This is a genomic window from Moritella viscosa, from assembly GCF_900120065.1.
Classification (GTDB): Bacteria; Pseudomonadota; Gammaproteobacteria; order Enterobacterales; family Moritellaceae; genus Moritella; species Moritella viscosa.
Genome location: NZ_FPLG01000008.1, coordinates 19,931 through 34,478 on the forward strand (window position 1 = coordinate 19,931; position 14,548 = coordinate 34,478).

The window sequence follows — 14,548 nt, forward strand, 5'->3', positions numbered from 1 at the left end:
TTCTCTATATTATTGATTTTGTTTTTTTAGTTTTTGTTGTTCTACCGCGTTTGAGCGATGGATATTATTCATTACGTGGATATAAGCCAGTGCCGAAGATTCAATGATATCTGTGGCTAAGCCGATGCCGTGGAATTTACGGCCTTCATACGTCGCGACTATATCGACTTGACCCAGAGCGTCTTTACCTTCCCCTTTTGCTGTAATGTGGTATTTGGCGATATCGATATCGAAACCTGAAATACGACTTAAACATTTATAAACAGCATCAACCGGACCGTTACCAATCGCAGCTTCAGTATTTGTGCAAGACTTATCTGTTGTTTCTAGTTGTGAGATCAAGCTAATAGTAGCGGTTGATTTCACACCAGAACCGGACTGAACACTGAGATAATCTAATTTAAAGTGTTCTTCATCTTCGTGCAAATTATTAAAGAAGATTAACGCTTCAAGATCATAATCGAATACTTGGCCTTTTTTATCGGCCAATTGCAAAAAGCTTTCGTACAGTTCATCAAGATTATAATCTTGGTCGGTATAGCCAAGATCTGCCATACGATGTTTGATCACATGACGACCTGAACGTGAGGTTAGGTTTAATTTGTTTTGCGTTAGACCAATGCTTTCTGGGGTAATAATTTCATAGGTATTTTTTGCTTTTAACACACCATCTTGGTGAATACCTGAGGAATGTGAAAATGCATTAGCACCAACAATTGCTTTATTAGCCTGTACTGGCATGTTGCAGAGTTGACTGACTAATTGGCTGGTACGGTAAATTTCTTGCGGGTTAATATTGGTGGTCTTACCTAATAAATCTTGGCGTGTTTGCAAGATCATTGCAATTTCTTCTAATGAACAGTTACCTGCTCGTTCACCAATACCATTGACCGTGCACTCGATTTGACGTGCGCCTTGTTCAACTGCTGCAATTGAGTTAGCTACAGAGAGACCCAAATCATCGTGACAATGTACCGAGATCACAGCTTGATCAATATTCGGGACTCGATTGAATAAATTAGTGATGATGCCGCCGAATTGCGATGGCACAGTATAACCAACTGTATCGGGGATATTAATCGTCGTTGCACCAGCTTTAATCGCTTCTTCAACCATTCGACATAGGTTATCTATAGGGGTACGGCCTGCATCTTCGCAAGAAAACTCTACGTCATCGGTGTAGCGACGCGCATGCTTAATGGCGTGGCGACCCATTTCTAGAACATCATCAAAACTACGTTTTAGTTTGCTTTTTACATGAATGTCAGATGTTGAAATGAAGGTATGAATACGGAAGTCTTTCGCAACAGAAAGCGCTTGTCCTGCAGCATCAATGTCTTTTTCTAATGCACGAGATAGGGCACAAACACGGCTGTTTTTAATATTACGTGCGATCGTCTGCACGGACTCAAAATCACCAGGTGATGAAATTGGAAAACCAACTTCCATTACATCAACACCTAAACGTTCAAGTGCAAAGGCTATTTGTAACTTTTCTTTTACGGTTAAGCTCGCTGATAATGCTTGCTCTCCATCCCTCAAGGTCGTATCAAAAATAATAACCTGGTTTGACATTATGAATCCTTCAATTGCCGTTACATATAAAAGTATCTCTGCGCCGCGTATTATTCTTAGCTTGCGATAAATAGCCATCTATATGTATAAATTAATCTTATGTCTTAATCTTTACAGGCTTGGTCGTTTTTTGTCAATTAATTTATATACAGGGCCGCCTCTGAGGCTGCACCTTGGCGTCGATTGACTATATAACTGATTCGTGGAGGAGGGGAAGTTCCTTGTATTATAGGATAAATAGAGCTTCACCTTATGAAGTAGGAATATTAGACCTTTTCTTGATCTATGCCACACTTAAAATAGATTTTTGATCATGAGGTGGGATATGTTATTTAAAAATGAACAAGGTGAGATGGTTGAGCTTGCAGATGACCTGACACTAAAAGAGCTAACGGATATGGGGATCGATATTTCCTTAGTTGAAAGAGCCTGTGATGAGCCATTAGATAGTTGGTCACATCTAGCCAGTCATTAGATATATTTGTGACCGAATATGTTATAAATTTCGGCGATATGATCCGATTTTTAATTAAAGTAACGGTATTATTAGCTTTTTGAGTGTTAAATAGGTTATAAAATATTCATTTATTTTACAAATGAAATTTCACAAGCTACCCTCTCAGGCTTACAAGTGTAAGCCGAGTTTGTTTGCGCCCGAATTAACATGAGAAATAGACATGAGTCAGCATTTCGTAAACCAGATCCTTGCAAGGATTGAGAAATATCAAGATAAAACAGCCCTGAAAAGTAAAACGAAAACAGGCTGGGATCGCATTAGCTGGAAACAGATGGGCGAGCGTATTGAAGGACTTGCAAATAATTTGCTTAACCGTGGACTTAAAGTTCAGGATAAAGTTGGTATTTGGTCAAATAATTTACCTGAATGGACGATTGCCGATCTGGCTTTACAGCAGTGCCGTGCTGTTTCTGTGCCGCTTTATCCAAGTAGTACGGCATCACAAGCAGAGTACATTATTAACGATGCTAAGATTACCTGTATGTTTATTGGTGATAAAGCTGAATTAAAACTTGCACTGCCATTACTTGATAAGTGTGAATCACTGCGGTTGCTTATTGTTTTTTCTTCAACTGTCACTTTACCCGATGATCCCCGCGTGGTTGCCTATGCCGATATGCTGGTGTTCACCCCTGGTAGTTCATCATCGATAGCATTAGAACACCGTATTGATAATGCAAAAACCGATGATCTCGTTACGTTAATATATACCTCTGGTACGACAGGTGAGCCGAAAGGTGTGATGCTTGATTATGCGAACATTCAAGCTGCATTGGCTGTGAATGAGCCGGAAACACGTTTAGAAGAACATGATATTTCATTAGCATTTTTACCGTTAAGTCATGTATTTGAACGTATTTGGACGTTTAATACATTATTTTGGGGAGCTGAAAATACGTATCTTAAAGATCCGGCAAGAATCCAAAAAGGTTTAACTGATACCCAGCCTACAGTGATGTGCGCAGTACCTCGTTTGTATGAAAAAATTCATACTACGATGATGAATAAAGTTGAGAATGCTCCCACGGCACGTAAAAAATTATTTCATTGGGCTGTCGCTATTGGTAAGAAACGTTTTGAAGCACAACAAGCGGGTACGCTTGTATCACCGCTATTGAAATTACAACATGCAATTGCCGATAAATTAGTATTCACCAAATTACGCGCAGTATTTGGTGGTAAGGTACGTTTCTTCCCTTGTTCTGGTGCAAAGCTTGATGATGAAGTTAATTTATTCTTTCAAGCAATCGGCATCCATCTTAAATACGGTTATGGGATGACAGAAACTGTTGCTACAGTAAGCTGTTATTCTAAAGATTTTAAATTAGGCTCTATCGGGTCGGTTCTACCTGGCATTGAAGTGAAATTGGGTCATGAAAATGAAATTTTGATAAAAAGTCCGACGGTCATGCGCGGTTACTTTAATAAACCAGAAGAAACAGCAAAAACATTTGATGGTGAATGGTTAAAAACAGGTGATGCTGGCGCGATTGATGAAAATGGCTACTTATATATTACAGACCGTTTGAAAGACTTAATGAAAACTGAATGCGGTAAATATATCGCCCCTCAGTTAATTGAAGGTACGTTAGGTCGTGATCGCTTCATTGAGCAAGTCGCCGTATTTGCTGATGCAAGAAAATATGCTTCTGCGTTGATTGTTCCTGCCCAAGAAGCGATTGAAGAGCACGCTAAAATGCTTAATCTAAAATATGAATCCTATGTTGAATTACTTAAACATACCAAGATTGTTGAGTTACTCGATGAGCGTGTTAAAGAGATGCAGAAAGAGCTGGCTAAGTTTGAGCAAGTGAAAAAATTTAAGTTGATGGCGTCACCTTTTACCAATGAAAAAGGTGAGTTAACACCAACACTTAAATTAAAGCGTAAAGTTATTCAGGAACGTTATAGTAGCTTGATCGAAAGTATGTATAGCACTGTAAAAAAAGGAAAAAATGCAAAGTCTTAAGTCTTTACACTTCTCATGATTAATCCCGTTGTACATTTTTTTGTTGCTCACAGCGGGAGTACTATTTCTTGATCATATTTATTACTTAGTAATATTTATTGCTCTAACACTTTCGACTATTTCTTACTAAGCGTCGTAAATTATTCACGCCATTGTTATTTATCTAGACTAATCTTAACTCAATATGGGTAAGCAGATTGGTAACAATGGATAGTGCTAATATGAACAGGCTTAATACCAAAAATTATTCGCGTCAATGGCGTAAAGTAATATTCACCTCAATTGTATTAGGTGGCTTACTTGCGTTATTTTCTTGTTTTTATATTTTAATGTTTTCCAGTGATATTGCCTGGTTCTTTTTATTAGAACTGTACCATGTAAGTATGAGTATTCAGAGTTCACCAATTATTACCGTGCTTGCTAGTGTCATGGGGGTGGTGTGTGCCTATAAGGCGTATCGTTATAAGCGGACTTTGCGGAAAATAAATTTGGAACTACATAACCTGCAAGGGCAACTTGTAGAGCTGGACCTATCGGCTTATTTAGATAGTGGCACTGGGTTAGCTAATCGCTTTAAATTTTTAGAGAAACTTGATGCGAGTATGGGAAAAGGTAAGGTTGCGTTATGTATTCTGGATTTAGACGACCTTAAAAATATCAATGATACATTAGGTCATAAAGTGGGCGATCAAGTTATCGCAATCATAGCGCAACGTATTAAATTATCGTTAGATAACACACCACAACCGAATTTGTATAAGACAAATATTTTCCGTATTGGTGGCGATGAGTTTGCTATTCTCATTATGGGTATTTCAGAAGTCAACGATATCGCGCCTATCTTGCACAAACTGCTGAAAAACGTTCGCCGAAAAATTGAGTTGTCTGGTGAGAGTATATCTATTGGTGTCAGTATTGGTGTCAGTATCAGTCCTGAACATGGTACTTGTAGCGATGCATTACTGAGAAAAGCAGACATGGCAATGTACAAAGTAAAGGCGTCTGGAAAGCATGGCGTTGCCTTTTTCAAACCAGAATACATGCGAGAATTAGAGTATCGAGTAAACCTAGAACAAGAGATTAATACGGCGATTAGTAAGGGAGAGTTTGAAATTTATTATCAACCCGTTATTGATATCGCCACAGAAAAGGAACTGGGATTTGAAGCGTTAATTCGTTGGAATCATCCGGTTCGAGGCTTGGTACCACCCGATGACTTTATTCCTGTTGCAGAGAAAACCGGTCTTATTGTGCCTATGGGACAGTGGATTATTAAGCAGGTTTGTAGTGATTTGTCTTTGTTGCAGGTGAGTAATCCTGATTACTTTATTGCCATTAATATTGCGCCACAGCAACTTGCTGATCGTGCTTTTGTACATAATGTTAGAAGTATTTTGGCTTGTTATTCGTTATTACCGAGTCAGATCCATTTTGAGATCACTGAAACAACATTAATGAATGCAGACAGTCATAATTTACGTGTCTTACGTGAATTAAATAATTTAGGTATTAAATTATGGATTGATGATTTTGGTACCGGTTATTCTTCATTTAGCTACCTACACAAATTTCAATTTCATGGCATTAAGCTCGATCGTAGTTTTATTGAAGGTGTCGTTGATTCAGAGCGTAGTCAGAATATTGTCAAAGGTATTTGTGCGATGGGTGACGCTTTAAAACTAGAATTACTCGGTGAAGGTATTGAACAGATCGAGCAAGCTGAATTTTTGTTAAAGCAAGGTTGCTCTAAGGTACAGGGATATTGGTACGCAAAACCGATGTCATTATCAACATTAAATATGTGGTTGGCGAACCGAAATGAAAATATGGTCATTGAAATGATTGAGCAACCATTGGCATAATTAAATATCTTTCATTAATTTAGTTATTTTTTAAGTGGGTTGTTTTTACGTTGAGCTATGCTATTACATGACTAATATCTTAATATGTATATTTTATTATTTTAAATCAGTTACTTGATAATTAAACCTTCTTTGTTCCCTCCTAATTTCAGACCGAAATATATCGTTATTAGAGATGATGATGAATTTTTTTGATATTTAATTTCTCATATCACTTTTAAAGATGATTTTATTTTGTTAATTTCAATAAATAAACCAATAAAAATAAAGTTAAATCTAATTCAATGGGAAGTTTAAACTTGTAACCAATTTGTTACAATGTGGACAGTTGTCAAACTAGAATTAGGATATGGGCCGGGAGGGCCTGCTTATGGAAATGTTGTCTGGTGCCGAAATGGTAATCCGCTCACTGGAAGATGAAGGTATTGAGCATATCTTCGGTTATCCTGGTGGCTCTGTTCTTGATATTTATGATGCGTTATTCGAATCAAGTCAAATTGAACATTTTTTAGTGCGTCATGAGCAAGCAGCAGTACATGCTGCAGATGGTTATGCACGTTCAACAGGGAAAGTTGGTACGGTCCTTGTTACATCTGGACCAGGTGCAACAAACTGTATTACAGGTATTGCAACAGCATATATGGACTCGATTCCTCTTGTTGTTTTATCAGGTCAGGTTCCTACCTCAATGATCGGTAACGATGCATTCCAGGAAACGGACATGATGGGCGTTTCTCGTCCTGTCGTGAAGCACAGCTTTTTATGTAAAACTGCTGCTGATATTCCTGATGCAATCAAAAAAGCGTATTATATCGCATCAACAGGTCGTCCTGGGCCTGTAGTGATTGATTTACCAAAAGATACGCAAAATCCATTATTGAAATTTCCGTACAAATACCCTGAAAACGTCTCTATGCGTTCATATAATCCTGTTAAATCGGGTCATAAAGGACAAATACGTAAAGCGGTTAAAGCGATTGCCACTGCGAAAAAACCAGTGTTGTATGTTGGTGGCGGTGCAGTTATTGCAAATGCTGAAGCGCAAGTACTGAAATTTGCTGAACAGCTAAACCTACCGGTAACGAATACTTTGATGGGACTGGGTATATTCCCAGGCACACACCCACAAAATATCGGCATGTTAGGCATGCATGGTACGTTTGAAGCGAATAAGACGATGCACAACTCGGATCTTATTATTTGCCTTGGTGCACGTTTTGATGATCGTGTAACGAATGCGATTGATAAATTTTGTCCAGACGCCAAAATCATTCATGTAGATATCGATCCAACGTCAATTTCGAAAACAGTCCATGCAGATATTCCAATTGTTGGTTCTATCGAAGTGGTTGTTGAGCAGATGCTAGAGATTATTGATGAACTGCAAGTTACGGCCAATAAGGAAGAGCGTGGTACGTGGTGGAAAGAAATTGATGGCTGGCGTACTAAGCAATGCTTAAGTTATGAAACAGGTTCGTCAATTAAACCGCAAGCCGTTATCGAAGGCTTATATAAACATACAGAGGGTAAAGCGATTATTGCCTCGGATGTAGGTCAGCATCAAATGTTTGGTGCCTTGTACTATCCGTATGATAAACCGCGTCAATGGATCAACTCTGGTGGTCTCGGCACGATGGGCTTTGGTTTCCCAGCAGCTATGGGTGCTAAAATTGCACACCCAGAAAAAGTTGTATGTTGTATCTCGGGCGATGGTTCAATTCAAATGAACATTCAAGAGCTATCTACATGCCTACAGTATGGTATTGCGGTGAAGATTATTACCCTGAATAACGGTGCGCTAGGCATGGTTAAGCAGTGGCAGAAAATGTTCTATGATGGTCGTCATTCTCATTCTTATATGGAGTCTATGCCTGATTTTGTTAAATTAGCAGAAGCTTATCATCACGTTGGTATTCAGGTAAGTAAACCTGAAGATCTTGATAATGCGTTTGCTGAGTGCTTCTCGGAAGAAAATAAAAATCGTGTTGTATTTATGGATATTATTATTGATCCAGAAGAACATGTATATCCGATGCAAATTAAATATGGCGCAATGGACGATATGTATTTAAGTAAGACGGAGAAAACCACATCATGAGACGTATAATTTCAATATTAACAGAAAATGAATCGGGTGCTTTGTCACGTATCGTTGGCCTGTTCTCACAACGTGGTTATAACATTGAATCTTTGACTGTATCAACGACAGATGATGAAACATTATCACGTTTGACGTTAGTCACGAACGGTGACCGTGCTGTGATTGAACAAATCATGAAGCAATTAAATAAGCTGATTGATGTATTAAAAGTAAGTGATCTGACTGAAGGTGCGCATATTGAGCGTGAGCTATTACTTATTAAAGTAAAAGCTGCAGGTTTTGTACGCGCAGAAGTGAAACGTACATCAGATATTTTCCGTGGGCAAATTGTTGATATCACGGATTCTTTATATACCGTACAACTGGCGGGTGACAGCGACAAGCTTGATGCTTTCATCGAAACATTAGCATCACATACTGAGATTGTTGAAGTGGTTCGAAGTGGTGTTTGTGGTATCGCACGTGGCGAACGCTGTTTAAAAGCATAATATAGCGTTATCATAACTATAAAAGCCAGCGCATATAATATGAGCTGGCTTTTTATTAAGCTTAATTTACTACGTTAGGACACTTATACTAATTTAGATATTTCACTATCAAATAGATTCTTCATTAAACCTACAAACTCTTCGATAAATGCCATTTGTTCATTACTTGGCGGTACATCCCAAGCACTTGATAATACTTCTTCTAAATCACCGACAATCGCGTCTATTTCACGGATAATCACAAAGCGGTGCTTTTCAGTAAGCTGCTGATGTTGATTACAAACAGTCATAGTATTACTGGCGATATGTTCAGAAAAAATATCCCCAATTGTATCTGTTGTTGAAGCGTTCTGTTGGCTATGGTTTTCAAAAATAGCTAAGTTGTCAGCTAAAAAATGGATAAGCTGAATATAACCATCACTGTTTGTTATCATAATTATTTACCGCGTTAAATATAAGAATGACATGTTATTACACCGTATATATGCCGCGAAAAGCGGGGGGTATAATTAACAACTCAAGATAGGTTGTTAATATTCATTGGAATATAAACATGTATAAGGCTTAATTATGCGCTGACCATCTAGAGAGGTAAAGTAGAACAGAAAACAAAGCGTAATTTTCTGTTCTATTTGTGTCTTATTCATAACTGTATTTGTTAGTAGCCAAGCGGGTACCTATAAGTAGGTACCAACTTGGGCTGTTAGTACAAATCTGATCTGTTAATTGAATCGTGAGAAATCTGGTTTACGTTTTTGCATAAATGCGCTCACTGCTTCTTTTGATTCTTCGCTTTCAAGTGCTGTCGAGAAATGCGCTAGCTCAATATGGATCACTTTTTCTATCTGGCTAATTAACTCAGCTTTCATTAATTTTTTGGTGTTACGTAATGAAGCAGGGGCTTTAGCTGCGAGCTTTAAGGCGCTTTTTTCTGCCATCGCAAATAATTCATCCGCAGGTAATATTTTATTAGCAAGACCAATTTCTAATGCTGTTTGTGCATCAAATTTGTCGGCAAGCAACATCATTTCAGATGCTCGCTGATGGCCCGCCATTCGGGGTAATATCAGACTTGCGGCATATTCAGGCACAGCTGCAAGATCTGTAAATGGTAAGCGAAGTACAGTGTTCTCGGCAAGGTAAACTAGGTCACAGTGCATTAACATTGTCGTACCAATACCAACAGCTGGGCCAGCTGCAGCCGCAATCACTGGTTTGGTGAAATGTAATAAGGTAAGCATGTATTGTACTAATGGCTGGTCTTTAGAAAAGTCCATCCCGTTCATGAAGTCGGCCATATCATTACCCGCACAAAAACAATTCTCTGAACCTCTAAGTATCACTACGCGCACAGCAGGGTTAGTATCGGCCTGGCTAAAAGCCTCTGTTAGCTCAGTATAAAATGTACTATTAAATGCATTGAGCTTATTTAATCGGTTAAGGGTTAAGGTTAATACGCCTTGTTCATTTAACTGTGTTAGTAAATAAGTTGCCATTTGTTCATCCTGCTAATGGTGTTTATAAACCACTATTTTGCCATGTAAACAGCTTTAATTGAACTGCTAATGTTAAGGCTAGGTAGGCGGTATGTTAATAATGTTTGTGGTTTATTTGTTATATATACTCAAGCCAAGTAGTTTTCATATAACAAAAAGGAATAAAAAATCATTATTTATTCTTTGTGGTTATCCTTAACAGTCGTTAACCTTTAATTAATTCAGCACAGTGGAAGCCGTAATATGCTATTAAAGGAACTATCATCATTGACGAGTCCGTTGAGTGAACTGCAGTTATCGAAATTGCAATTAGCACTTAATGATTTGTCTCCGACGCAAACCGCGTGGGTCAGTGGGTATTTGGCAGGGATAAGTCAAGCATCTGGAGGTCAAGTACAAGCGCAAGGAGCGGTTTCTCAACCTGCTCAACGTGTGACTATTTTATTTGGTTCACAAACCGGTAATGCTAAAGGCGTAGCGGAAGAACTTTATGAACAGGCACAAGCGCAAGGTATTCCAGCCCGACTTGTTAATATGGCAGATTATAAAGCCAAAGAATTGAAAACAGAATCGCACTTGCTGATTGTTGCGAGTACGAATGGTGAGGGCGAAGCCCCTGATGATGCTATTACCTTTCATGAGTTCTTGGCCTCTAAGAAAGCGCCCAAAGTACCTGAACTTAAATATAGTGTTTGTGCATTAGGTGATTCAAGTTATGAATTTTATTGCCAAACGGGATTAGAGTTTGATGAACGCTTAGCAGCCCTTGGTGCTGAAGCTGTCGTTGCTCGTGCAGACTGCGATGTTGATTATGATGACGCGGTTGCAATATGGAGTGAATTGGCGCTTACAGCTGTTAAAACAACGTTAAAAGAAGCGACCACTGATACTGCTCCTATTGCCGCTGTAGCGACGAATCATGTCGCGAATTCTTATTCTAAAAAGAAGCCATATAAAACCGAATTATTAGTGAATCAAAAGATTACTGGACGTTTCTCAGGTAAAGACATTCGTCATGTTGAGATTGCGTTAGAAGATTCCGGGATAAGCTATCAGGCTGGTGATGCATTAGGGATCTGGTTTAAGAATGATCCAATCCTTGTCGATGCTATTTTAGAACAACTGGAATTAGATGGAACACAAACCGTTACCGTGGCGAATGAAACTGAAAGTTTACGTGATGCTCTGATTAATCGTTTCGAATTAACCCAGAGTTATCCAAGCTTCATTCAGGCTTATGCTGAAATATCGGGTTCGAAAAAATTAGCAAAATTACTCGATGATAAAACAGCGTTACGTCACTATTGTTATGGTCGCCAAATCTTAGATGTGATTGACGAAAAGAAAGCAAAATTAACAGCAGAGCAATTGCTTAGTGGTTTACGCAAGTTAACACCACGTCTTTATTCAATCGCCTCAAGTCCTAATGAAGCAGAAGGCGAAGTTCATTTAACGGTTGCAGTAGTTGATTATCAGCAAAGTGGTGAGCAACGCATTGGTGGTGCTTCTGGTTTCCTTCAACGTCTTGAAGAAGGGGCTGAGGTTGAAGTCTTTGTTGAGCATAACGATAACTTCCGTTTACCAAATAATGATGATACACCTGTGATCATGATTGGTCCTGGTACTGGAATTGCACCATTCCGTGCCTTTGTACAAGAACGTGATGTACGTGAAGCTGCAGGAAATAACTGGTTATTTTTTGGTAACCAACACTTTACTGATGACTTCTTGTATCAAACTGAATGGCAGGACTACTTGAAATCGGGTCTATTGACTAAGATGGATGTAGCGTTCTCACGCGACCAAGCCGAGAAGATTTATGTACAAGACCGTTTACGTGAAAATGCCGCAGAACTGTATACTTGGTTAGAACAAGGTGCACATGTTTATGTTTGCGGTGATGGCGATAGAATGGCGAAAGATGTGAATGAAGCATTGATCGAGATTGTAGCAGAACAAGGTAAATTAGTGCGTAGTGAAGCAGAAGAGTATGTCGCTGAACTACGTCGAAATAAACGTTATCAGAGGGATGTTTACTGATGAGCGACAAGAAATTAGCGGTTAACGAACGCATTAAAACGGAAAGTAACCTTTTACGTGGCACCATTGCTGAAGGTCTTGCGAATCAAATCACTGGCGGGCTGTCAGATGATGATATGCAATTAACGAAATTCCATGGCTTCTATCAACAAGATGATCGTGATATTCGTGCCGAACGTCAGAAACAAAAATTAGAACCTCGTCATAGCTTTATGTTACGAGCACGTGTTCCTGGTGGTATTTGTAGCCCTGAACAATGGCTCGAGATCGATCGTATTGCCAGTGATTTAACTATTTATGGCAGCATCCGCTTAACGACGCGTCAAACGTTTCAGTATCACGGTATTTTAAAGCCACAAGTGAAACCACTTATCCAAGCGTTGGGGTCGGTTAACTTAGATTCGATTGCGGCATGTGGTGATGTGAACCGTAATGTAATGTGTACGCCAAATCCAGTTGAATCAGCATTACATCAAGAAGCTTATGCGTGGGCAATTCGTTTAAGTGATGACTTATTACCAAACACCAATGCGTATGCAGAACTCTGGTTAGACGGTGAAAAAGTGCATAGTAATGAGGTTGAGTCTATGTATGGACCAACTTATTTACCGCGTAAATTTAAGATTGCAGTTGCTATCCCGCCACACAATGATGTAGATATTCACGCTAATGACTTAAACTTTGTAGCGGTTGGTGATAACGGTAAATTAGCAGGCTTCAATGTATTAGTTGGTGGAGGCATGGGAACAACGCATGGTGATGTGAATACTTTCCCGCGTTTGGCCGATGATTTTGGTTTTGTAAAACCAGAAGATGCAGTTGAAATCGCGAAAGCGGTATTAACAGTACAACGTGATTGGGGTTGCCGTACTGATCGTAAACGTGCTCGCTTGAAATATACACTTGAAGATAACGGTGTGGATAAATTCCGCGCAGAAGTCGAACTACGCTCAGGTATTAAGTTCGAAGCACCAAAAGCAATTGAATTTACCACTCGTGGAGATCGTTTTGGCTGGATCAAAGGCGTTGATAATAAATGGCATTTAACTCTATTTATTGAAAATGGCCGTATTGTTGATACCGAAACACATCCAATTAAAACAGGGTTAGTTGAAATTGCTAAGATCCACCAAGGTGATTTTAGAATGACAGCCAACCAAAATTTAATCATTGCCGGTGTAGCAGAGCAAGATAAAGAACAAATCGAACGTCTCGCACGTTTATATGGTCTGTACTCCGACGAATTAAGTCAGCAACGCTTGAACTCAATGGCGTGTGTTGCACTGCCGACATGTGCGTTAGCAATGGCTGAAGCAGAACGTTATTTACCATCATTGGTGACTAAAGTTGAGGGTTTGCTAACAAAACACGGTATTCCTGACGAGCACTTTGTGATGCGTATGACAGGTTGTCCCAATGGTTGTGGTCGTCCATTTTTAGCGGAAGTTGGCTTTGTTGGTAAAGGTCCGGGCAAATACAATATGTATTTGGGCGCGAAGAATAACGGCATGCGTTTAAACAAGATGTATCGTGAGAATATTGGTGAAACTGAGATCTTAACGATTCTTGATGAATTAATTGCTGAATGGGCAACCAATGCATTACCAGACGAACGTTTCGGTGATTTCGTGGTACGTCGTGAAGTGATTAAACCTGTAATTATAGCGTCGAGAGATTTCCATGGCTAGATTGAACCTAGATGAATTATTAACGTTAGATAAGGCGAGCCAGAAAGCAGCTTTAGCTGTGGTTAATGCTCAGCTAGAGGAGATGACCGCAGAGCAACGTGTCGACTGGGCTGCCACTGAGTTGGGTGACAAGTTAGTATTGTCATCGAGCTTTGGTATTCAAGCCGCTGTATGTTTACATTTGTTAACACAGTTTAAGCCTGATATTCCGGTTATTTTAACCGATACAGGATATTTATTTTCTGAAACCTATCAGTTTATTGATGAGTTAACTCAGCAGCTAAGCCTTAATTTACAAATATATACTGCGCCACAGTCACCTGCTTGGCAGGAGTCGCGTTATGGTAAGTTATGGGAGCAGGGTGTTGAAGGGATCACGCAATATAATGTGCTTAATAAAGTAGAACCAATGAAACGCGCACTTAAAGAATTAGGTGCGCAAGTATGGTTTTCTGGATTACGCCGTAGTCAGTCATCAAGTCGCGAAGCATTACCGGTATTGTCTATTCAAAATGGCTGTTTTAAATTTTTGCCTATTATTGATTGGACCAATAAAGAAATTCATTATTATCTGAAAAATAATGGGTTGAATTATCATCCGTTGTGGGAGCAGAATTATGTCTCGGTCGGTGATGTGCATACGTCACAACCGCTGCAACCTGGGATGACGGAAGAAGAAACACGCTTCTTTGGTTTGAAGCGTGAGTGTGGTCTACATGAAGAAAATGATGAAGTGGGTGGTAGCGGAATTTAAGTTCAAGCTGCCACTAATATCGCTTGGTTGTTAATAAGGCTTAGTTCTGACTCGTTAG

11 protein-coding genes are annotated in these 14,548 nt (G+C 39.2%); 8 read left to right on the plus strand and 3 right to left on the minus strand.

The genetic code is table 11. The features are described from left to right. Nucleotides 1-9 precede the first annotated feature (9 nt). Complete coding sequence (gene leuA / locus BT797_RS01405; RefSeq protein ID WP_045109008.1) at nucleotides 10-1,575, minus strand: 2-isopropylmalate synthase; 1,566 nt, start codon at nucleotides 1,573-1,575, stop codon at nucleotides 10-12. A gap of 325 nt (nucleotides 1,576-1,900) precedes the next feature. On the opposite strand from leuA, the gene BT797_RS01410 reads away from it, so the two are divergent. The 5 genes from BT797_RS01410 (at nucleotide 1,901) to ilvN (ending at nucleotide 8,512) form a co-directional block, all read left to right on the plus strand. Continuing rightward, nucleotides 1,901-2,050 carry a hypothetical protein gene (locus BT797_RS01410; RefSeq protein WP_045109009.1) on the plus strand — a complete coding sequence of 50 codons (150 nt, stop codon included), beginning with the start codon at nucleotides 1,901-1,903 and terminating at the stop codon, nucleotides 2,048-2,050. A gap of 202 nt (nucleotides 2,051-2,252) precedes the next feature. Continuing rightward, on the plus strand, nucleotides 2,253-4,061 hold the full coding sequence (locus tag BT797_RS01415; RefSeq protein ID WP_075470931.1) for an AMP-dependent synthetase/ligase: 1,809 nt from the start codon (nucleotides 2,253-2,255) through the stop codon (nucleotides 4,059-4,061). Between the two features lie 221 nt (nucleotides 4,062-4,282). Next, complete coding sequence (locus BT797_RS01420; protein WP_045112377.1) at nucleotides 4,283-5,923, plus strand: putative bifunctional diguanylate cyclase/phosphodiesterase; 1,641 nt, start codon at nucleotides 4,283-4,285, stop codon at nucleotides 5,921-5,923. Nucleotides 5,924-6,293: 370 nt separating this feature from the next. Next, on the plus strand, nucleotides 6,294-8,021 hold the full coding sequence (locus BT797_RS01425) for an acetolactate synthase 3 large subunit (protein ID WP_045109011.1): 1,728 nt from the start codon (nucleotides 6,294-6,296) through the stop codon (nucleotides 8,019-8,021). Next, the gene (gene ilvN, locus BT797_RS01430) at nucleotides 8,018-8,512 is read left to right on the plus strand and encodes an acetolactate synthase small subunit (RefSeq protein WP_045109012.1); all 495 of its coding nucleotides are present in this window, start codon (nucleotides 8,018-8,020) and stop codon (nucleotides 8,510-8,512) included. Before BT797_RS01425 ends, ilvN begins: the two co-directional genes overlap by 4 nt. Before the next feature lie 83 nt (nucleotides 8,513-8,595). Here ilvN and BT797_RS01435 read toward each other — a convergent pair whose 3' ends face one another. Further along, nucleotides 8,596-8,946 carry a DUF3802 family protein gene (locus tag BT797_RS01435; RefSeq protein ID WP_045109013.1) on the minus strand — a complete coding sequence of 117 codons (351 nt, stop codon included), beginning with the start codon at nucleotides 8,944-8,946 and terminating at the stop codon, nucleotides 8,596-8,598. A gap of 288 nt (nucleotides 8,947-9,234) precedes the next feature. Further along, nucleotides 9,235-10,008, minus strand: a complete 774-nt coding sequence (locus tag BT797_RS01440) for an enoyl-CoA hydratase (RefSeq protein WP_075470933.1) — start codon at nucleotides 10,006-10,008, stop codon at nucleotides 9,235-9,237. Between the two features lie 243 nt (nucleotides 10,009-10,251). Between BT797_RS01440 and BT797_RS01445 the strand changes: the two genes are divergently transcribed. The 3 genes from BT797_RS01445 to BT797_RS01455 are packed head-to-tail and all read left to right on the plus strand — an operon-like array spanning nucleotide 10,252 to nucleotide 14,490. Then, on the plus strand, nucleotides 10,252-12,048 hold the full coding sequence (locus BT797_RS01445) for an assimilatory sulfite reductase (NADPH) flavoprotein subunit (protein WP_045109015.1): 1,797 nt from the start codon (nucleotides 10,252-10,254) through the stop codon (nucleotides 12,046-12,048). Beyond that, complete coding sequence (gene cysI / locus BT797_RS01450; RefSeq protein ID WP_045109016.1) at nucleotides 12,048-13,736, plus strand: assimilatory sulfite reductase (NADPH) hemoprotein subunit; 1,689 nt, start codon at nucleotides 12,048-12,050, stop codon at nucleotides 13,734-13,736. The genes BT797_RS01445 and cysI overlap by 1 nt, the downstream gene beginning before the upstream one ends. Continuing rightward, on the plus strand, nucleotides 13,729-14,490 hold the full coding sequence (locus tag BT797_RS01455) for a phosphoadenylyl-sulfate reductase (RefSeq protein WP_075470935.1): 762 nt from the start codon (nucleotides 13,729-13,731) through the stop codon (nucleotides 14,488-14,490). Before cysI ends, BT797_RS01455 begins: the two co-directional genes overlap by 8 nt. Nucleotides 14,491-14,548 lie beyond the last annotated feature (58 nt).